Origin of the sequence: Cyclobacterium qasimii M12-11B, from assembly GCF_000427295.1 — a bacterium.
In the GTDB taxonomy this organism is placed as follows: Bacteria; Bacteroidota; Bacteroidia; order Cytophagales; family Cyclobacteriaceae; genus Cyclobacterium; species Cyclobacterium qasimii.
In genome coordinates this window covers 63,843-85,607 of the sequence record NZ_ATNM01000071.1, presented here as the reverse complement: position 1 = coordinate 85,607, position 21,765 = coordinate 63,843, and the positions used below count along the sequence as shown (strand labels likewise).

Genomic DNA, 21,765 nt, shown 5'->3' with positions numbered 1-21,765 from the left:
TGAAAGGAAGATGATCTAAAACCATTCAATAGCCACGGAAGCTATCCGTGGCTATTGATGTTGGGCTTGCTGGGCCAAAAGTTGGCTTCTTGTTAGGCTCCAGTTTTATCACTGGAAACCCTAGTAAAATTAAAAAGTAAGCGTAACCGATTTACGAATTAAGACTGCCTATTCAGGATTTAACTAATAGCAGAACCTGGGTTGGTAGCCTCGTGTGGGCTAAGCAATTTTAATTTCCCTTCAGAGTCCTCGGCCATCAAAATCATCCCTTCGGAATCAATCCCTGCCATCTTTTTTGGAGCCAAATTAAGTAGCATTGTCACTTGACGTCCAACAAGCTCCTCAGGTTGGAATTGCTCTGCAATACCACTAAGTACTGTTTTGATCCCAATGCCTGTATCCACCTTAAGTTGAAGTAGTTTCTTGGATTTTTTGACTTTCATCGCTTCTACGATTGTTACGACACGCAAATCCAATTTTCCGAAATCATCAAATGAGACAAGTTCTTTCATAGGAGCAGCCTTGTATTTTGCTGCTTCGTTTAGTTTTTTGCTATCCAAAAGCTTCTGAATCTGTGTTTCTACAGTGCTGTCCTCTATTTTTTGGAAAAGCAATTCAGCTTTTTCTATGCTGTCTCCTTCTTTTACCAAATCCATTCTTCCTGCATCCTCCCAGTTCAATTCGCTTAATCCAAGCATGGTTTTGATTTTCTCAGAAGTGAAAGGTAAAAATGGCTGAGATAAAACAGAAAGGTTAGCTACTATATTTATTGCGATATTTAATATCGTTGAAGTTCTTTCTTGGTCAGTTTTTATAGTTTTCCAAGGCTCAGTTTCCGCAAGGTATTTATTGCCTGTTCTTGCAAAATCCATCATTAAGGCAAGCGCCTCTCTGAATCGGTATTTCTCAATTGATTGAGAGATTTTGTCAGGATACTCATTTAATGTGCCTATAAGTTCCTCATCTACTGGTGCCAATCCATAATTTTTAGGGACTTTTCCCTCAAAATATTTATGCGTCAACACGAGCGCCCTATTGACAAAGTTTCCAAAAATGGCAACCAATTCATTGTTGTTTCTCGCCTGAAAATCTTTCCAGGTAAAGTCATTGTCCTTGGTTTCAGGAGCATTGGCTGTCAGCACATACCTTAAAACATCTTCCTGACCAGGGAATTCTTCCAGGTATTCATGCAACCAAACAGCCCAGTTTTTGGAAGTTGAAATTTTTTGCCCTTCCAAATTCAGGAATTCATTGGCAGGTACATTTTCTGGCAATATAAAGTCACCAAGGGTTTTCAAAATTGCAGGAAAAGTAATGCAATGAAATACAATATTGTCCTTTCCAATAAAATGGACCAGTTTGGTTTCCTTGTCTTTCCAGTACAATTCCCAATCTTTTCCATTTTCCTTGGCCCATTCTTTTGTAGAAGAGATATAGCCAATAGGTGCATCAAACCAAACATACAACACTTTACCTTCGGCGCCAGGGATAGGTACTGGTATGCCCCAATCCATGTCACGAGTCATTGACCTTGGCTGGAGACCATCACCTGATTCGAGCCAACTTCTACATTGTCCTAAAACATTGTTTTTCCAGTCATTGGCATGCTCTTCCAGAATCCATTCTTTTAGAAAAGGAGTGAATTTTCCAAGGTCCAAAAACCAATGTTTGGTCATTTTCAGAACAGGAGTATTGCCACTTAGTTTAGATCTTGGGTTGATCAGGTCCGTAGGGCTAAGGGATGAACCGCATTTTTCGCACTGATCTCCATAAGCCTCTTCGTATCCACAGTTAGGGCAGGTTCCTTCGATGTACCTGTCGGCCAAAAACTGATTGGCTTCTGCATCATAATATTGCTCCGTTTCCTTTTCGTCAAACTCGCCTTTTTGATACAGTTCAGCAAATAATTGGCTGGCTGTTTCATGGTGGACAGGTGATGTGGTGCGGGAGTAATGGTCAAAGCTAATTCCGAATTTCTCAAAACTATCCTTCATTATTCCATGATACCTATCAACTACCTCTTGTGGGCTGATTCCTTCATTTTTGGCTTTGATGGTTATGGCCACGCCATGTTCATCAGAGCCGCAAACGTAGGCTACGTCCCTCTGTTGCAATCTTAAGTACCGGACATAAATATCAGATGGAATATAACAGCCCGCCAAATGTCCAATGTGGAGAGGGCCGTTAGCATAAGGTAATGCAGAAGTAATGGTATATCTTTTGAAGTTCTTTTCGCTCATAGAATGCAAAGATAGCTAAAATTGATTTTGAGTGAAATAGGATGGTACATTTATCCTGCCTGTCAGTGTAAGCTTTTGTTGGCAATAACGTTACTGCCTTTGGCTTTCATTAGCTGGAACAAAGGTGAAAGTATGGTTTGAGTAATTTTACAATTAGACAAGTTACCAAGCACAATAACTAATAATAGGAAACTATGGCTTCCTATTATATGTCTCCATCAAAGCCTTTCGCCAAGGCGGTAAGTTTTGCTACTGTATCAGCATTTTGATTGGCTACGTTATTCTTTTCTGCAATGTCCACCTCCAAATTGTACAAGGCTACCTGAAATTCACCATCTGAATCTTCATTCCATCCGATTGATTTTTTTAGGTGGAGTTTCCATTTTCCAAGCCTAACTGCTTCCAAATCACCATTTCTTGCATAAAAAAAGAATGGACGCTCAGGGAGTATAGTCTTTTCAGGGGCTAATAAAAATGCACTAAGATCTATGCCATCCATTTGTGTTTCCTTTGGGATAGCGGAGGAAGAAATTTTTGCGAGTGTAGGGAACAAGTCCAAAGTACTGACAAATTCATCTGTAACTTTTCCTTTGGGGATTTTACCCGGCCATGAAATTATTCCCGGTACACGTTGCCCACCTTCCCATGTTTGGGCTTTCTTCCCCCTTAGTGGTTTGGCTGAACCTTTTGCTGGGCCATTGTCGGAAGTAAAAATGAAAATGGTATTTTCATAGATGCCTTCTTCTTTCAATGTTTTTATTATTTCACCTGCACTCCAGTCTAATTCCATAATTACATCTCCATAAAGCCCATTTTTACTTTTACCTTTAAAGGCAGGAGAAGCAAAGAGTGGAGTATGAGGCATATTGTGCGCCAAATAAATAAAGAAAGGTTTCTGGTCCCTGTTTTTGATTTGTGCTATGGCTTCTTCAGTATATCTTTTTGTTAGGAATTGCTGATCAGGACCACTTTCAATCAATTCTGTATTTCGATAAAAGGGAAGGGGCGGAGACTGAAAATCTATTTTTTCATAATAATGGTTGTCCATATCATTTGAATAGGGAACACCATAGAATTCATCAAATCCTTGATTGTTTGGCATAAATTCTTCCTTGTGCCCCAAATGCCATTTGCCAATGCAGGAGGTAGTATACCCACCCTCTTTTAACATTTCTGCCATTGTAAATTCATTAGGAGATAAGCCACCATCTGAATAAGGGAAAAGCACTGCCTCATGAAGATTGCTTCTTTTGGGGTAGCGACCGGTGAGTAAGCCTGCTCTTGAGGGCGTACAAACTGTAGCGGGAACATAAAAATTTGTAAACCTTATGCCCTCCGCTGCCAATTGATCCAAGTGCGGAGTTTCAAAGCCCTCTGCTCCAAAAGAACCCAAATCACCATAACCTTGATCATCCGTAAAGAATATAATGATATTTGGTTTATTTTCGGTGTTAGTGCCTTTGTCTGTACATGACGAAAGATTGATAAGTAAAAATACCAGAAGTGCTGGCCAGCAAAGTCTTAAATTTATTTTCATGAAATCCATCCTTTTATTAATGATTGGAAAGGGTTTGTAAAATAATAGCAATGGGGATAAACACATTTACTATATATTTTGTGCTGGTCAAATTTACAATTTAATCCTTGTTGATTTAACCCTAATGGTAAATTGAAGCGATGACTTTTTATCCAACTACTTTCAATCGGGCATTTAACCTGGAAATAGGATAACCTGAGATCGACAAATCAGAATCCTATTGAATAATCTGAGTTAAAGGTAAAATTTTTATAATTTTGTCCTTCTAATATTAATTGATTGAAATCCTATGATTAAAAGTTGCCTTTTATCCTTGTTGTTTTTCTTGTTCACACTTGATTTCACAATCGCTCAGGTTCAACCTGAGATCATCCCGATGCCTGCTTCCTACAAATTGACGGAAGGGGAGTTTTTGTGGGACAATAAGGTAGGACTTTCGAAGAGTGATTTCCCTGACCAGGGCACTTACCTTCAGCAAGAAGCTTTGAGACTGTTGGGTATTACACTATCGGAAAGTGAATCACCAGCAAAATCAATTAGCATAAGAAAATCGAGCAAGTTAAGTAGAGGCTATAAAATAAGCATCCATTCTAAAGAGGTTATCATAGAAGCGGCAGATGAGGAAGGTGCATTTTATGGTGTCATTTCCCTATTGCAACTGGCACATGCGGCTGAGGTGAAAAGTGGTAAATTATCCTTGCCCAATTGGGAAATACAGGATCAACCTCGGTATGAATGGAGAGGGGTTATGTTGGATGAGTCCCGGTATTTTTTTGGTATGGATAAGGTGAAACAATTGCTCGACCACATGGCTTATTACAAATTGAATATTTTTCATTGGCACCTGACAGATGCTCCCGGATGGCGCATCGAAATCAAAGGTTTTCCCAAACTGGCCACTGTAGGAGGAATAGGTAACCAGTCCGATCCAAATGCACCCGCCACCTATTATACTCAGGAGGAAATTAAAGAAATAGTGCGCTATGCCAGTGAGCGAATGATTACTGTGGTACCGGAAATAGACATGCCCGGCCATGCCACCGCAGCCAATAGGGCTTACCCAGAACATAGTGGTGGAGGTTCAGAAAAGTATCCTGATTTTACTTTTCATCCAGCGAAAGAAACTACCTATGGTTATTTAAGCAAGATCTTGCGTGAGGTAGATGTTTTGTTTCCAAGCAATATGATTCATCTAGGTGGAGATGAGGTGAGTTTTGGCAATCAAATGTGGCCCAAAGACCCCAAAGTGCTTGATTTGATAAAAAATGAGGGATTGAATGGGATGAAAGGAGTGGAGGACTATTTCTTTGAGAGAATGGCAGATACCCTTTTCCAGATGAACAACAAAGTTTTGGCTTGGGATGAAATGGCAGGCGCCAACTTACCCAAAGACCAAACGATAATATTTTGGTGGAGACATGACAAAAAGGAGCAGCTTAGTCTTTCCCTTCAGAATGGTTACGCCACAGTTATCTGTCCTCGGATACCTTTTTACTTTGACTTTCTTCAACAGGAAGATCACAAGTATGGTAGAAAATGGGCAGGAGCTTTTGCGCCGTTAACGGCTGTTTATGATTTTGAAGTAAACGATTTCGGCGTCAAGCCGGAAGAAAAATCTCTTATACTTGGTATACAGGCCAATCTTTGGACAGAAACTGTGGACAACGAGCAACGATTTGATTACCTGATGTATCCAAGGATAGCGGCCTTGGCAGAGGTGGTTTGGTCACAAAAAGAGGTCAAATCCTATTCAGGATTTATGGATCGGCTATCTGTTCATTTGGAAAAATACAAAGCCGAAAAACTGTATTACTACGATCCTTTTGACCCAAATCATCATCCAGAACCGGTATATGAACCCTGACAGAGAGGGTTGACTATTTTTATACTTTCTGTCAGGGTTCTGTGCAATAAAATGGGCTAACTTTAATAGTCTATAGTGGTTCCTACCATTTGTTTAAATTTCCAGCTTGTCTGGTCACCGGTACTTCCTTGCGTTTGTTTGAGGATAATTCCGATGATCTTCTCTTTGGGGTCTGCGAAATACTGGGTGTTAAAATAACCTCCCCAGACAAATGTTCCAGGAGATCCAAGGCCACCTTTTGCTTGACCTTGTTCGGTCAAAACGCCAAAAGCAAGTCCGTAATGTTGGTCTCCATCACCAAAAAGATCCTTAGTTTGATTGGCCATCATGGTGGCAATTGTGGTTCTGCTCAGGAACTGTACTCCATTAAACTCCCCACCATTAAGGTACATTTGAAGGAATGTCGCATAGTCCTTTGCGGTGCTAGATAGTCCTGCACCGCCAGAGAAGAATGTTTTTGCCCCTTTGATAGGGTAATTGACATCGTAGAAGGTATTGGGATAGTTTTCCCATTTATCGTCTACTTTATGCTGGATGGCTACAAGTCGATCCCCTTTGGATGCTGGCAGGTAAAAACCTGTGTCATCCATTCCCAATGGTTCAAACAAGTGTTTTTGTAGGTAGGTTTCGAACGACATTCCTGAAATTACTTCAATGAAATAACCCAGCACATCCAGCCCCATGCTATAAGTGAATTTTTCTCCCGGATCATGGTGTAAGGGTAGTTTTGCCAGCTTTAGGACAACCTCCTTGATGGTAACAGGTTCAGTGGTAAATAAGTCTGTTGTGCCTGCTTTTTGGTAAAGCATTTTCATTCTTTCGTCTCCATCTATTATTCCATAGCCAAGACCTGAAGTATGCGTTAGCAGGTGTCGGATGGTTATTTCCTTATTGGCAGGTCTAGCGGTGTAGGTAGTGTCTGCATACTTGAAATTCACCAAAACTTCAGGGTTTTTAAATTCTGGGATGTATTGGGAAATAGGATCATCCAGACGGAATTTTCCCTCTTCCCAAAGCATCATCACAGCAGTTGAAGTAATCGCTTTTGATTGGCTGGCGATTCTGAATATCGCATCTTTCTGTAATTTTTTTCCATTTGCATTTGCATTTCCGTAGGCTTCATGGAAAACAATTCTTCCGTTTCTGACTATTAGGGCCACAGCACCTGGAATGGTATTGTCCTCCAGAGATTGTTTTAACATCTTGTCAATTCGCTCCAACTTCTCTGAGGAAAGGCTGATACTTAATGGGGGTGCTACGTTTAATGGGGATGATCGCCTTGCAGTTGTAGTTTGAGCTGTAAGGTTAAGGTTGCATAACATTACGATTATCAACCATAAATAAGTCTTTTTTAAAGTCATAGGGGTGGTTATAAGATTTATGTAAATTTTTAATTTTCAAAATAATCAATTTCTCAATTAAATGCACCTCCATTTTTAGTAAAGGCTTGTTTTAGACCTAACCTGCTGATAATCTTGCCTTCCCTACAAACTTGATTGAACCCTGTCAGGCTATCTGATGCATTGCTTCTATAAACCGAGTTTAATTATTCAAATCAAAAGCAAAATCATGTTTTAAATCCCTCATTAATTTTCTCAGTCTCTCAAATAAGGCTAATTTTGAGAGATAAATTTTTAGTGAAGTGAATTCAGAAAAACAGCGAATTATTCTTTGGTCAGTTGCCATTAGTATTGTGTTACTGGTAGTAAAATTCTATTCTTATGTCCTGACAGGTTCGAATGCGATATTAACGGATGCCCTGGAAAGCATTGTAAACGTAGTGGCTTCATTTTTTGCGCTTTACAGTATACGACTGAGTGCTGTTCCCAGAGATAGAAATCACCCCTATGGCCATGGTAAGATAGAGTTTTTCAGTGCTGGAATTGAAGGAACACTGATCATCGTTGCTGGAATTTTTATACTTTATCAATCGCTGAATTCTATGTTGTTTCCTCAGCCGCTTATGGAATTGCCTTTGGGGATGGTATTGATCGGTTTTTCAGGTGTAGTAAATGGGGTGTTGGGCTTTGTTTTACAGAAAAAAGGGAAGGAATTAAATAGTATTACATTAGAAGCCGATGGCAAGCATATTTCTACAGACGCTATAAGTAGCTTTGTTTTGATATTTGGCATCGCCATTATCTATTTTACTGGATGGAATGTGCTGGACAGTATTATTTCGGCACTTTTTGCTTTTTATATCGTGTACAATGGCTATTTTTTGGTTAGAAAATCGGTGGCGGGGCTGATGGATGAGTCCAACCCCAAGTCTATCAATAAAGCTGTGAGAATCCTGAACAAGCACCGGCAAAAAAACTGGATAGACATTCACAATATGAGGGTGCAACAGTATGGCGGTGACAGTCACATCGATTTGCATCTTACATTACCCTATTATTACGACCTTGTACAAGGGCATGATTGCGTACATGAGGTGGAAGAGGTGTTGGAAGAAAATCTCCCCGGAAATATTGAGGTTTTTGTTCATGCAGACCCTTGTATTCCAGATCCTTGTTGTCATTATTGCCAGGTTGTCAATTGTCCTGTAAGAAAGTTTCCCCTATCCCGGAAAATAGAATGGACGGCAGAAAATATGTCCCAAAACCAGAAACATTACCATGAATTGGGTCATCTCAATATTAATTTGCAGAAGAAAAAATAATTTATTTTTTTAAAAAAAGTTTAAAAAATAATAAATCCTTAAAATAATCAATGGCTTTTATCGTTTGGGTCATTATTTAGTAAAAGCATTATATTTTTTATAAAATGAATAGTTTGATTTTCCCGAATTTTGTAAAATAATATGTGGTGATTATTTGTTTTCATGCCCTTAATTTTGTATATTAATATCATTAATGGAATTAAAATTCGGGGGCAATGAAAGATAAACAATTTACTGTACTGCTAATGGTTTCAGCGCTAATATGGCTGTTGATAATAGGATTTATCATCATTTAAAGCACCAATATATTTTTTCCTACATACGGACTTAGACAAGTTTTTCCGGAACGAGTTTAAAAAGGGGCCCATTCGAGCCCCTTTTGTATTTACCACTGGCTTACCTTTATAAAGGAGGTAAGCAAATAGTACTCATTTGCTTACCCATAAAACTATACTTCCAATCCAGCTCTTTTGATAAGGGCATCAGGTTTTGGCTCTCGGCCCCTGAATCGCTTAAACAGTATGGATGGGTGCTCTTTCCCGCCCATGGCCAGGATATTGTCTCTGAAGGATCGTGCAGTTTCTTTGTTAAACACGCCTTTTTCCTGAAACAATTCAAAAGCATCAGCATCCAGTACTTCTGCCCATTTGTAGCTGTAATAACCGGCTGCATAGCCACCTTGAAATATATGCGAGAAAGAAGAGCTCATCATGGTGTTTTCCACAGGTTCGAGCAAAGCCGTAGGCTTCATTACCTCATTTTCAAATTCAAAAATATCCGCTATGGCTTTGGGATCTGTGGTGTGATAAGCCATGTCCAATTGACCGAGGCTTATTTGTCTGGCAGTTTGGAAACCTTGATGGAAATTGGCTGCTTTTTTTATGTTTTCTATATAGGAAGGAGGAATAGGTTCACCGGTTTCGTAATGCTTGGCGAATAGGTCCAGGCATTCGGCTTCATAACACCAGTTTTCGAATATTTGGGAAGGAAGCTCTACGAAATCCCAATAGACATTGGTTCCAGACAAGGATCCATAAGTGCCCTGAGCCAACATGCCATGAAGGGCGTGACCAAACTCATGAAACAAAGTCGTGACCTCATTGAAGGTAAGCAGGCTGGGTTTAGTCTTAGTAGGCTTGGTGAAGTTACAAACGATCGACACATGTGGTCGGTATTCTTTGTTGTTTTCAATGCGCTGGCCTCTGTAAACCGTCATCCAAGCACCATTTCTTTTGCCTGCTCTGGGAAAGAAGTCTGCATAAAAAACGGCAAGATGATTTCCGTTTTCGTCATTGACCTCATAAGCCTTTACATCTGCATGGTATACTGGAATGTCCTTGTTTTCTTTAAACGTAACGCCATATAGTTTTTCGGCAGTGGTGAAGACGCCATCTATGGTGCGATTCAATTCAAAATAGGGTTTTAATAGCTCGTCATCCACGGCATATTTCTCCATTTTTAATTTTTCCGCATAGTAGCTAACATCCCACTTGCAGAGTTTTTCGATATTATCGATTTTACTGGCGAAGGTTTCCAATTCTTCCAATTCGGCCTGAGCCTTTGGTTTTGCCTTTTCTAATAATTCGTCAAGGAATGTCAAAACCTGCTCTCCGCTTGCAGCCATGCGTTCTTCAAGAACAAATGCAGCGTAATTGGCATAGCCAAGAAGTTTTGCTCTTTCATCTTTTAACTTGAGGATGTCTTTGATTATTTCCCGATTATCCAATTCATCACCTTTGGCAGATTTGGTGTTGTAGGCTATAAATATCTCCTTTCTTAACTCCCGATTTTTAGCATAGGTCATAAAAGGGACATAACTGGGGAATGCTAAGGTAAATACCCATTTGCCTTCCTTTCCTTTTTCTTGAGCTGTTTGAGCTGCAGCTTCGATAAGGCCATCAGGCAATCCTTCCAGGTCCTTTTCGTCTGATATAACCAATTCATATTTATTGGTTTCCTTTAATACGTTTTCGCCGAAGTGTAATCCCAATTTGGATAATTCCTGATCGATAGCCCTTAGCCTTTCTTTAGCAGCACCTTGCAACAGTGCCCCATTTCTGATAAAAGATTTGTAGCTTTTGTCCAAAAGTGTCCTTTGCTCAAAATTTAGAGTTAACTGGTCCTTTTGGTCATAAACAGCTTTCACCCTATTAAAAAAGTGCTTCATCTAAAAGTATATCATTGCTGTGAGCAGATAAAAGCGGGGAGATTTCACGGGCCAGTTGTTGTATTTCTTCATTGGTTTCGGCAGCATTGATATTGAAAAAAATGGATGCTGCACTTGATAACTTTTCCCCGGAGTTTTCTAATGCCACAATAGTGTTTTCAAAATCGGGTGTGGTAGCAGTTTTAATTTGCTTTATTTCCTCATTTACTTCAGCGATAGCACTTTTGATGGCTGGAAGAAAATGTTCATTTTTAATCTTATCAAAAGGTGCCGTTTCAAACGGTGTATTAAATTTTGCCAATAATGGATTCATATCGAAAGATTATATTTAAATTTATCTTACAAAATTAACAAAATAATGGAGACTACTAAAGGGCTTAAAATTCCTAAAGCAGGAGACTATCCTCTCTTTTACAAAAGATATGTTGAACTTGCTTCAGGCAAAGATCTAAAGGCCCTCTCAGATAATCAGGAAACCGTTATAAAAAAACTATATGGAAGCCTTTCAAAAGATCAGGGGATGCTAAGCTATGGTGAAGGGAAATGGTCTTTCAATGAGCTATTAGGGCATATAACTGATACTGAAAAGCTGATGCATTTTAGGGCTTTAAGTATCAGTAGAGGTGAAAAAAGTAATTTGCCAGGATTTGATCAGGAGGTTTTTGTCAATAATGCTGATTTCAATAATCAAACCCCTGAGAAACTGTTGTCAACCTTCTTAATGCATAGAAAATTACTATGGCACTTTATTGATGCCATTCCTGTTATACAAGTCGAGAATATTGGATCAGTTGGCTCAAATCCTATGTCTTTGTCAGCTCTTATTTATATTATTTTTGGACACATGGAGCATCATCTGGAAATAATTAAAAAGAATTACCTGCCATTGATAGGCTTGGCGGATCCTCTGTGAGGGATATCACTGATGGTTTCAGCTGAAACCCATATTTTTGTTAAAGAATTTTAATCGTAACGTTATGGCAAAAGGAAAAAGTTTTTCGGAAATAATCAAAGGAGACCAGCCAGTGTTGGTGGATTTTTATGCAACCTGGTGTGGGCCTTGCAAAATGATGCAACCCATTCTGGCAGAAACAGCTGGGAAGGTGGGAGCCAAAGCCAAAATTATAAAGATTGATATTGATAAAAACCCTATGGCTGCCAGTAGGTTTCAGGTGAAGAGTGTGCCTACCCTAGTTTTGTTTCAAAAAGGAAAAGTAATTTGGAGAAAATCAGGTGTGGTACCGGCGAATCAATTGGTAGATGTAATCAATAAGCAGGCAACTGTAAATTCATAAAAAGTTTTAAAGGATCATTTTCTTTTAAAAGACCAGGTTATATCAAATTTCGCCACCATTTCATTGGTGGTATTGTAGCCAGTTATTGTGGTTTTAACTACTGCAGTATCACCTGCGTTGGGGAGTCCAGCAAGGGTTTCTTTTATTCGTTCTCCATCCTCACAAATCATTGTAATCTGATCGTTAGCTTTTTTGAAGAATTGACCATTGATATCCACTACAAGCATAGAAAAACCTTCATTGCCTGATAAGTGAAGCATGCAAAGCATTCCGGAAGCCAATTCTGCCCCGCCGCAAAGGGTGGCAAAGTAAATGGATTTGAATGGGTTTTTTGTGCGCCAATTGAAAGGAATAGTAGTGCTACATGAATTTAAATTGATGTTTTTTAACCGTACCCCCCAAAATAAGATTGAGGGAAGATTTCTAAGCATGTACCAGGAATAGGACGAAAACTGGGACATTGCACGGATAAAGTACTGCTGGTTTTTATTCATGAACAAAAGGGTATGGCTATGAATTTAGGGATATTTGTTGATCTGTTATTAAACTTAACTATATAATTTCAATTAAAACGCTGGATGTCTTTGATTAGGGTTCTTGTAAGCAATATAACCTTGGCTTTTTACGAAATATCATTCCTCTTTATTGCCATCAGGTATTGATTTTTAAGCTCCTTCCTTACTTAAGAAATTTAAAATTAAAGCTATGGAAGTTAAGGGTGGGAATCCATGGTCTTTCATAAACCATTTTTTTTACCTTTTCTTAATTATCTGGCATCTTTTTTGGAGCTTTGCAAATAATATTACGTTTGTTTGAAATTAAGAAAACATGAAAAAAATTATAACACTTCTATTTATAGGATTATTTGCTTACAGCTGTGCTACAGTACCTTTAAGTGGTAGAAAACAACTGAGTATTGTAAGTAACTCTGAGGTGCTTCCATTGGCTTTTGACCAGTATGGGCAAGTACTAAAAGAAAGTAAGGTACTTACAAATACAAAAGAAGGGCAAGAAGTAGTAAAAGTAGGTAATCGTATAGCAGAAGCTGTAGACACTTATTTGAAGGACAATGGCTACTCTTCAATCACTGATGGGTTTAAATGGGACTTCAATCTTCTGGAAAGTGACCAAGTGAATGCTTGGTGTATGCCGGGAGGGAAAGTAGCTTTTTACACTGGTATCTTGCCGATCTGTGAAGATGAAGCTGGAATAGCTGTAGTAATGGGCCATGAGGTTGCGCATGCGATTGCTAGTCATGCAAGAGAGCGTATGTCACAAGGAATGGTTGCTAATGGTTTGATTGGTGGGCTTCAAGTAGCAATGGGAGAGGATCCAAGTTTGACACAAACCATATTTTTACAAGCTGTAGGAATTGGAGGTCAGGTAGGTATGTTGAAATTCGGTAGAGATCAAGAGCTTGAAGCAGATCAGTTAGGGTTGATATTTATGTCTATTGCAGGGTATGATCCAAGGGAAGCTCCAGGTTTTTGGGAAAGAATGAATGCCCAATCGGAAGGTTCAGGAGGAACGCCTGAATTTTTATCTACTCACCCTGGTCCAGAAAGACGAATTGATCAGCTTAACAAACAAATGGACGAAGCCTTAAAGTATTATAATAAGGAAAAATAAATAGTCTAAAACGCCTTTCTATTCAAATAGAAAGGCGTTTTATTTTTTAGAGAGAATTATTAAGGGATTGATTTCAGCTCAGGTCAATTTTAAAGTGGTCCTTGTCTTTTAGGGCCACAGAAAATCCAGACACTTCTTTGCATATTTTATAGGAGTGACTTCCATCGGGCAAAGGGTCGAAGTCTGAAATTTCATCCAAAAAGGCCACATTACTTTTTGTTATTTTTAATTCTTTTCCATTTACTGCTGCACTTTTGAGGTGTTTTCCATGGAAAAAGACATTGACAGTGTGAAATTCACTTTCAAAATTCGTAGCAATCTTTTCAATATTCAGCCTGTAATTTTTAAAATCCATGGTAAATAGGGTTTTAGAAAATTGCCCTCCCTGGTAGGCTGTGCTTTTTCCATCATCTTCATAAACCAATTGCTCAGTAATGCCGGATCCTTTGTAGATATGAAGGTTTAAATGGCCGTCATGCGTTTCATCAGCGTGATTTGTAGCTGATTGCATGGCGATAATAGCTCCTGCCTTTACAAAAACGGGAAGGTATTCTAGAGGACATTCCCAAAGCATTTCTTGATTCCCTTCAAAATATTCTCCAGTAAATAAGTGGTACCAGGATCCTTCAGGAAGATAGATTTTTGTGATCTCTTTGTCGCTTTCAACAGGTATCACGAGTAGGTTATCACAAAAAAGAAATTGATTTTCAAAGTTGCCATGGTAAACCTTATCATCAAATGAGTAATCAATGGATAAACTTTTGGTAACCGGAACACCTGATTCAGAACTGTTGTGAAAAGCGGTGTAAATTGTCGGCATTAGTTTGTATCGTAGCCGAATATAATTTTTAGCGATTTCTTCTACCTCTTCTCCAAAAGCCCAAGGTTCTGAGGCGTTGCTATTGATCATCGTATGTGCCCTAAAAAGTGGGCAAAAAGTAGCTATAGAAATCCATCTGGCAAATAAATGAGGGCTCGTATTCCCTACAAAACCTCCTATATCGTAGCCAGAGAAAGAGATACCGCTCAAGCCTAAGCTGTTTACAAGCCTCACTCCAGCCAACATATGCTCATTACTGGCTACATTGTCTCCTGTCCAAACGGCAGCATAACGCTGTATCCCAGCAAAACCTGAGCGAGACAATACAAAAGGCCTAAGGGCTTTGGCATGTCGGGACTGACCATTTTTTGTGCTTCTGGCCATTTGCAGGCCGTAAACATTTCTTCCCTTCTTGTGACTGGCTCCTTGCCCTTCATAGAAAAATTGAACCAGATCAGGAACAGTTTGACCCCAGGTGGCAGGTTCATTCATGTCCGTCCAAAACCCGTCCACCCCTGCTTCTATATAGAAGTTTAGCTTTTGCTCCCACCAATCTCTGGCTTCAGGATTGGTGAAATCAGGGAAGACACACCAACCCGGCCAAACTTTCCCTTCATAATTTTCACCATCAGGATACTTAAGAAACAAGTCCTTATTATTGCCTTCTAAATAGGGGAGGTACTCTGCATCTACCTTTATTCCTGGATCAAGAATAACCACTACTCGGAAGCCACGGTCTTTTAGGTGCTTTATCAAATCAACAGGTTTTGAGAAATTTTTCTTGTCGAAAGTAAATACTTTGAATTCCTCCATATGGTGAATGTCCAGGTAAATTACATCCGCAGGGATTTCTTTGTCCCTAAAAGTGTTGGCAAGTCGGATTACCTCCTTATCAGGAAAGTAAGAGTACCGACATTGTTGGTATCCCAATGCCCATTTAGGAGGGATGGGCGTTTTGCCTGTTAAATCTGCATAAGCCGAAAGTATACCACTCACGGATTCGTCATGCATGAAATAATAATCCAGGTCTCCGTCTTCTGCTGTGAAATAGGAAAATCGATTATTACCAGCTCCAAAATTAAAGGTGCTTTTGTGGGTGTTGTCAAAAAATATACCGTAGCAGTTGTTATGGTGTAGCCCAATATAGAATGGAATAGACAAATACAAAGGGTCCGCATTGGTGGCATATCCAAAATGATCGGTATTCCAATTGGTATATGTTTGACCATACCTGTTCAAACCACCAGTTTTTTCCCCAAGCCCAATAAATTTTTCCCATTGTTGTAGTTTCTTATAACTACTTACCGCTGTTCCTTGCCAATTGATACCAAATGATGGGTCATCTTCATTAAGGGTTAGTCCCGAAGCATTTTTGAAAATTACCCGAAATTTCTTTTTGGCAATATGTACTTGTAATTTTCTAGTCTTTAGTAGGTAAAATTCTTTGTTTTCTTCCCATGAAAAATTGGTGACCTTAGGTGATGATATGACACTATAAGGATTTGGAGTAAATTCTTCGTGTCGGGTTATCTGTACTCTGACGGTTTTTTCGTCATAAATCAACAGCTGAAAAATACAGTTTTGAGTCTTTCCATAGACTCCTGTTGCTGTCAAAGAACAACTTGTAACCCCTCCGGGTACCTCAATTCCGAAATTATTACTGCTCATAATTTTTATTATTTGGAGACCTTAACTCTAAATAGGCAATGTACATGCTATTGCTTGACGGAATCATTTCCTCTGAAGAAAAATCAACACAGGTTGAGAAAGGTCAGGCAATGAGAAATCCATTGCATAATTTGGTCGAATTTGGACAAAAAAACCAGATTAAAAAAGAAATTTTAGCAAATAAATATGCTTAATCTGGACTTAATTATAATATTAAGGTAGAAGGTATTACCCTATTTATGCAAATAGTCTAGATAAACCTGTTGGTTAACTAGACTATTTGGCTTAAAAATTCAAGCACCTATTTTAATCATAGGGAAAAATCACAAAAAGTTAAGGGTTCATGAACACAGGACAAACCTGCACATGGAATCCCAATAGAATGAAAAAATAGAATTTATTTATCTTCCTCCTTTATGGTTCTCTTTATCAAGTATTGCTTTGGCTGAGGAACCTGAACCTTTTTGTCCAACGTAATTGCTGGTTTAGAAGGAAGCGTGATTTTAATGATTTTAAAATCTTTATAATTACCCATAGGTGCTACCATAGTAGGCGATCTTTCAAATGCCATAATTTCTGCATTCGCAGTAGTGACAGAAACTTTATCAGGATCAATTGCATCTAACTGCATGGCTTCAAATTCCTGGAAATGATAAGTATTGTCCCTTGTTTTTCTCTCGATTTCAGGAAGATCTTGTGCGTTAATCCCAACGGTAATAAGCAAAAAACAAAATGTAAATATAGTGGCTGTCCTCATGTCTACGATGTTTATTTAAATTAAACCTGTCATAAGGTAAATATATAATGACGTAATTCCCAATAATTATTTAAAAAATATACAATTTATATTTATGTGATCGGTACAATAAGATGTTGAGAGTGGTTAATAATGGATGAAAGGATTACGGTTCTTTGAGGTGGATGGGTGGTCTATCCTGGTTTATCAATGTCTAACTTAAGTAGGACAGTGGTGTTCTTACTCCTTTGGCTAGATATAAAAAGTAGAATGCCGTATGGTCTATCATTGGGATCAATTCATTGGTGATAATAGAGACTTAATTTTGATCGGCAATACTTATTGAAAAGTGTTTTGGGATGTCCATCCATTCAGCCAAGTCCTTTCTTTCCTGAACAAATGACCTATAGCATTAAGCTTTACCTGGCATTATAAATTTTGCGCAAAAAAATACCCCCAACAAGTATTTAACTTTTTGGGGGTAATTCAATTTAAAAGAACTAGCTCTTATTCCGCTGGCCAGGAGTTATTGGTTTTGTCAATGTCTGCCATTCTCTCTGAAGCGTCTATTTGCAATGCTTTAACAGGGGAAGAAGATTGGTCAATTGTTATTTCAATAGTAGTATTTGTCCAGGGCCATCTTTGGGTCTTGGTTCTTTCAGGGAAACCACTTTCCGGATCTTTGCTTCCTCTCATTATGGTCAAAGGGAAGTATAGGGTTTCCTTTTTTCCATTTTCATAGGTTACAACAAGGTCGATAGGCATAGGCATCAAACCTTTCCTTTCCAATACCACCACAAGTGATTTGTCCTTTTCAGTAACTGAAGAGATGGCATAATCAATGGTTTTGGTAGAGTTTACCCAGTATTCTTTGTACCAGTCAAGTTCTAATCCACTTTCTTTTTCCATCACGCGGATAAAATCATTGACGTTTGGATGTCTGAATTTCCACTCATCCCAATACCTCAACATGGCTTTGTCTCTTACCTCCTCACCAACAATATATCCCAACTGCATTAAAAACAATGAACCTTTGGAGTAAGCTGCAGCACCATAAGCTGTATTGGTATGAAAGTGATCGGCATGGGTGGACAAGGGCTCTTCAAGTCCTGATTTAACAAGCCTTTCATAACTGGTATACGAACCTTTTAAAGGCGATTCAGAAGAAGGTTTGAGGTAATTGGCTGCCATATTCAGGGTACTGGCATAGGTAGTGAATCCTTCATCCATCCAAGAGTAAAGGGACTCATTAGAAGCCAAAACCCCCTGGAACCAGCTATGGGCCAATTCATGCATCATAACTCCTACAAGGCTACCCATTGGTCTATGACCAGTGATTAAAGTAGACATTGGGTACTCCATTCCACCGTCACCACCTTGAATTACTGAATATTGTTTGTAGGGATACGCACCATATCTTTCACTGAAATAAGTCATGGCTTTTGCCGTGTATTCTTTCAGTTCCGGCCAGGTCTTATTGGTTTCTTTGTCCTTTACATAAAGGTGGTGTAAGGTAATTCCATTGTCCATGACCAGTTTGTCATGGGTATAATTAGGGTCTGCTGCCCACATGAAGTCATGTACTTTAGGGGCATAAAAATGCCAGGTTAGGTTTGATCCAGAAGGCCTTTTGACAGAGACACCCTCTTCTTCATAACCATAGCCTATTTCATTGTTATTTTGAAGATAACCTGTACCTCCAAGTATATAAGATTTGTCAATCGTGATTTTCACATCAAAGTTTCCCCATATACCATAAAATTCTCTACCTATATATGGATTAGCATGCCAGCCTTGTTCATCGTAATTGGCCAACTTTGGGTACCATTGAGACATTGAAAACTTTATTCCTTCAGCATTGTCCCTTCCAGCTCTTCTCACTTGTAGTGGTACCTGAGCTTTAAACTTGCTTTCTAATAACACCGTAGTGTGTGGCAATATTGGTTCAGGTAATTTTACTTCTAAGATTGTCCCGACTTCTTCCATCGTTACTTCTTGCCCGTTTAGAAGCAAGGATTCTACATGGATGTATCCGATTTCATCAGGAGTCAATTTGGATATTCTGTCTCCTACACGCCTATCAGGATCGGCAATGGACCGGGACCGCACATCCATCATACTGTTCGGTTGAAAGGCATTGTAGTAAAGATGAAAAAACAGTTGATCTAAAGTGTCGGGAGAATTATTGCTGTAAGCAATGATTTGAGTGCCCTGGTATTGATTGGTTTTTACATCCATTTCAATATCCATTTTGTAACTTACCGACTGTTGCCATCTTTCAGATTGTGCAACTACTCTTTGGTTGAATAAGAGAAGGACACTGATAACTCCAATAAAAAGTATCGTGAATTTTTTCATGTGTGCGTAATTTTTGGCCCTAAATTATGGTAAATTATGCAAGCAGCCAAAACCTTTAATTGGGTTAATGGTTCTTTTGCGAAAGAATTAGAATTAATGAGGCCGAATAAAGATTATTTTGTTAGTTTATTAATCCTTTAAATATTGATTTGAGTTAAAGATGGAGAATTACCTTTACAGTGTTTGTAGCAATAAAATCGATAGGAATGAATAGGAAAAATTCCATGTGGGCGCTTGGTTTTGCAGGATTACTGACCTTGTTTTTCATCCTTACCTGGCAAGGAGTGCGCTTCAATTATGATTTTGAAAATTTTTTCCAGCACGATGATCCTGAATTGGATTTTTATCAGGAATACAGGGAAGTTTTTCAAAATGACAATGATTATTTATTAATCGCCATAGAAAACAATACTGGTGTTTTTGACAGTGCATTTTTGACAAAAAGCCTGGCCTTTGAAAACGAACTGAAGCAAGTAGATGGGGTAGTGGAAGTTGTTTCTGTTTTGAATCAAAAAGAACCTATAATCAGTCCTTTTGGTGTTAATTACAGGCCTTTGTTGGATTGGTTCAGTAAGGAATCTCTTGCTGGCAGTGCCCAGAAGATTAAAAAAGACAAGCAATGGATGGGTAATTTGATTGCTGATGATAGCAGTAGCTTGTTGCTTTTGGTCCAGAATGAGCAAATGATAGGCAAGGAAAGGGGCGATACCTTGTACGCAAGCATTGAAAGTAAACTTCAGGCATATCATTTTGATGCTTTTAAAACAGCTGGTAAAATCAAAGCTCAGGGTGCTTTTGTTAATTTGCTTCAACAGGAATTTGCATTTTTCTTGAGTTTTGCCATTGTGGGAGTGCTTTTATTGCTTTGGATGATGTACCGTTCCTGGTGGGGGTTGTTTTGCCTTTTATTATAATTGTTACAGGCATTTTCTGGAGCCTGTCCTTTTTACTCTTGACAGGTGGTGAGTTGGATGTAATGTCGGTGATGCAACCGCCTATTTTAATGGTGATTGGACTCAGTGGAATGGTGCATGTGGTCAATCATTACCAAACCGCATTGGTTGCATCTGAATCAAAAGACAAAGCCATATTTGGCGCATTTAAAACATTGGGTCTAGCTGTTTTTCTAACTGCCCTGACCACTTCGCTCGGTTTTGTTTCCTTGTATTTCACCAATGTTCCCAGCTTGATGTGGTTTGGTTTGTACACTGGATGTGGCGTTATGTTTATGTTTTTGGCCTTGTTTTCGATATTGCCTTTTGCGCTTTACCACCTACCTTCCTTACCTTCCTCTAACCGTGAAGTATGGGCCAGTCGCTGGAATAAATTTTTAAAGCTTCTATTTCATAATATCACTGCCCACCGAAAAGCCATTTCCCTATCCTTTATAGTGGTCACTTTGCTTGCGGGCTACTTTATGTCCCAGGTTAAAACGAATGGCTACATTCTGGACAACCTTCCCGAAGGACATTCCCTTCTGGAGGATTTTCAATTTTTTGATCAACAATATGGTGGATCCAAACCCTTGGAAATCCAAATTCAGGCAGGGAGCGTTGGGCAGGACCTTTTTGATTATAGGGTCCTAAAGGAAATAGAAAAGTTGGAGGATTTTGTCCGGGAAAATTATAATACAGGTTTTATTATGTCCCCCCTCACAGCAGTAAAAGCGGTGAATAAGGCGCAAAATCGAGGAAATCCAAAAGCCTTTGTTCTACCATCTGCTCTTTCTTACGAGAGGATGCAGCCATTGGTAGATAAAATGGGGCAATCTCAAAACATTAAATTATGGACAACCGACAAAACTATTGGAAGGCTCTCCTCTAAAACTGCAGACAATGGAAGCCTTTTAGGGAAAAGACAGCATCAAAAATTAGATGAATTTGTTGAAAGCAATATAGACAAAGAGCTACTAAAAGTCCGGTTGACGGGTACTTCGTTTCTCATAGATAAAAGCCATGAATTGGTCACCTATAAAGTTTTTAGTGGTCTTGGTTTTGCGTTTTTATTGGTAGGAATAATCGTTGGTTTTCTTTTCAGGTCATGGAGGGTGTCACTGCTTGTTATCCTGCCTAATATTGTGCCTTTAGTTTGGATAGGATGTGTTATGTATTGGTTTGGAATAGACTTCAAACTTTCAACATCCATAGTATTTGCCATCGCTTTTGGAATAGCAGTAGATGACAGCATTCATTTTATGACCAATCTTCGGATGCAAATGAAGGAGGGGCATAGCTTGCTTAAAGCGCTTTTCCTTACCTATCTTACGACCGGAAAAGCCATAATTCTCACGACACTGATCTTGATCTCGGGCTTTGTGATGTTGACTTTTAGTACTTTGGAGATACCTTGGTTTACAGGTGTATTGGTAAGCCTTTCTTTGCTTTTTGCGGTGTTGGCAGATTTACTATGGTTACCTGTTTTGTTAATTCCGTTTAAGAAGGTGATAGAAAGAAAAATCAATCACCGGAATTCACTTGACCGGGATAAGCAAACACAGCTGAAATAGGGTAATGGTCTGAATAATCTACTTCTCGCAGGGTTTTGAACTGTAAAACTTCCAGGGCTTTATCGAAAAACATATTGTCAATACGTAAGAAAAACAATACTTTGTTGTAAGTAAAGCCAAAACCCCGACCTCTGCTTTCGAAAGCATTTTCTAAATTTTCCCTAAGGCTAAAGTAGGTGTAACTGTAGGGCAAATCATTAAAATCTCCAGCCAATATCACAGGATAAGGGCTACCCGCTATGTGTTTTTTAAGGATTAACATTTGAGAAGTCCTTAATTTTAT

15 protein-coding genes and 1 pseudogene are annotated in these 21,765 nt (G+C 38.9%); 7 read left to right on the top strand and 9 right to left on the bottom strand.

Features of this window, described 5'->3' with window-relative positions; all coding sequences use genetic code 11:
- Window positions 1-179 precede the first annotated feature (179 nt).
- Both metG and ADICYQ_RS07415 read right to left on the bottom strand, forming a co-directional pair.
- Window positions 180-2,240 (bottom strand): methionine--tRNA ligase, encoded by a 2,061-nt coding sequence (metG, locus tag ADICYQ_RS07420; protein ID WP_020890613.1) that lies wholly within the window; start codon window positions 2,238-2,240, stop codon window positions 180-182.
- A gap of 205 nt (window positions 2,241-2,445) precedes the next feature.
- Window positions 2,446-3,777, bottom strand: coding sequence for a sulfatase family protein (locus tag ADICYQ_RS07415; RefSeq protein WP_161625582.1), 1,332 nt, complete (start codon window positions 3,775-3,777; stop codon window positions 2,446-2,448).
- Between the two features lie 289 nt (window positions 3,778-4,066).
- Between ADICYQ_RS07415 and ADICYQ_RS07410 the strand changes: the two genes are divergently transcribed.
- On the top strand, window positions 4,067-5,641 hold the full coding sequence (locus tag ADICYQ_RS07410; protein WP_020890611.1) for a beta-N-acetylhexosaminidase: 1,575 nt from the start codon (window positions 4,067-4,069) through the stop codon (window positions 5,639-5,641).
- A gap of 62 nt (window positions 5,642-5,703) precedes the next feature.
- On the opposite strand, the gene ADICYQ_RS07405 is transcribed toward ADICYQ_RS07410, so the two are convergent.
- The gene (locus ADICYQ_RS07405) at window positions 5,704-7,002 is read right to left on the bottom strand and encodes a serine hydrolase domain-containing protein (protein WP_040415027.1); all 1,299 of its coding nucleotides are present in this window, start codon (window positions 7,000-7,002) and stop codon (window positions 5,704-5,706) included.
- 281 nt (window positions 7,003-7,283) lie between these two features.
- On the opposite strand from ADICYQ_RS07405, the gene ADICYQ_RS07400 reads away from it, so the two are divergent.
- On the top strand, window positions 7,284-8,303 hold the full coding sequence (locus tag ADICYQ_RS07400; protein WP_040415024.1) for a cation diffusion facilitator family transporter: 1,020 nt from the start codon (window positions 7,284-7,286) through the stop codon (window positions 8,301-8,303).
- Between the two features lie 448 nt (window positions 8,304-8,751).
- Here ADICYQ_RS07400 and ADICYQ_RS07395 read toward each other — a convergent pair.
- A pseudogene (locus tag ADICYQ_RS07395) lies at window positions 8,752-10,783 on the bottom strand (M3 family metallopeptidase).
- 45 nt (window positions 10,784-10,828) lie between these two features.
- Here ADICYQ_RS07395 and ADICYQ_RS07390 point away from each other — a divergent pair.
- Together ADICYQ_RS07390 and trxA are read left to right on the top strand one after the other, a co-directional pair.
- Window positions 10,829-11,383, top strand: a complete 555-nt coding sequence (locus ADICYQ_RS07390; protein ID WP_020890605.1) for a DinB family protein — start codon at window positions 10,829-10,831, stop codon at window positions 11,381-11,383.
- Between the two features lie 64 nt (window positions 11,384-11,447).
- A complete protein-coding gene (gene trxA / locus ADICYQ_RS07385; protein ID WP_020890604.1) occupies window positions 11,448-11,765 on the top strand; it encodes a thioredoxin in 318 nt (105 codons plus the stop codon).
- A gap of 14 nt (window positions 11,766-11,779) precedes the next feature.
- Here trxA and ADICYQ_RS07380 read toward each other — a convergent pair whose 3' ends face one another.
- The gene (locus ADICYQ_RS07380) at window positions 11,780-12,259 is read right to left on the bottom strand and encodes a DUF4442 domain-containing protein (protein ID WP_040415021.1); all 480 of its coding nucleotides are present in this window, start codon (window positions 12,257-12,259) and stop codon (window positions 11,780-11,782) included.
- A 334-nt stretch (window positions 12,260-12,593) separates the two neighbouring features.
- On the opposite strand from ADICYQ_RS07380, the gene ADICYQ_RS07375 reads away from it, so the two are divergent.
- A complete protein-coding gene (locus ADICYQ_RS07375; RefSeq protein ID WP_020890602.1) occupies window positions 12,594-13,394 on the top strand; it encodes a M48 family metallopeptidase in 801 nt (266 codons plus the stop codon).
- 73 nt (window positions 13,395-13,467) lie between these two features.
- On the opposite strand, the gene ADICYQ_RS07370 is transcribed toward ADICYQ_RS07375, so the two are convergent.
- The 3 genes from ADICYQ_RS07370 to ADICYQ_RS07360 form a co-directional block, all read right to left on the bottom strand.
- Window positions 13,468-15,882 (bottom strand): glycoside hydrolase family 31 protein, encoded by a 2,415-nt coding sequence (locus tag ADICYQ_RS07370; RefSeq protein WP_020890601.1) that lies wholly within the window; start codon window positions 15,880-15,882, stop codon window positions 13,468-13,470.
- A gap of 397 nt (window positions 15,883-16,279) precedes the next feature.
- Complete coding sequence (locus ADICYQ_RS07365; RefSeq protein ID WP_040415018.1) at window positions 16,280-16,639, bottom strand: hypothetical protein; 360 nt, start codon at window positions 16,637-16,639, stop codon at window positions 16,280-16,282.
- Window positions 16,640-17,125: 486 nt separating this feature from the next.
- Window positions 17,126-18,976 carry a M1 family metallopeptidase gene (locus ADICYQ_RS07360; RefSeq protein WP_020890598.1) on the bottom strand — a complete coding sequence of 617 codons (1,851 nt, stop codon included), beginning with the start codon at window positions 18,974-18,976 and terminating at the stop codon, window positions 17,126-17,128.
- Between the two features lie 206 nt (window positions 18,977-19,182).
- Between ADICYQ_RS07360 and ADICYQ_RS25855 the strand changes: the two genes are divergently transcribed.
- Window positions 19,183-19,890, top strand: a complete 708-nt coding sequence (locus ADICYQ_RS25855; RefSeq protein WP_020890597.1) for an RND transporter family protein — start codon at window positions 19,183-19,185, stop codon at window positions 19,888-19,890.
- Window positions 19,842-21,482 (top strand): efflux RND transporter permease subunit, encoded by a 1,641-nt coding sequence (locus ADICYQ_RS07355; protein WP_081652313.1) that lies wholly within the window; start codon window positions 19,842-19,844, stop codon window positions 21,480-21,482. Before ADICYQ_RS25855 ends, ADICYQ_RS07355 begins: the two co-directional genes overlap by 49 nt.
- Here ADICYQ_RS07355 and ADICYQ_RS29590 read toward each other — a convergent pair.
- Window positions 21,433-21,744 (bottom strand): endonuclease/exonuclease/phosphatase family protein, encoded by a 312-nt coding sequence (locus ADICYQ_RS29590; RefSeq protein ID WP_020890595.1) that lies wholly within the window; start codon window positions 21,742-21,744, stop codon window positions 21,433-21,435. The genes ADICYQ_RS07355 and ADICYQ_RS29590 overlap by 50 nt on opposite strands.
- Between the last annotated feature and the right edge of the window lie 21 nt (window positions 21,745-21,765).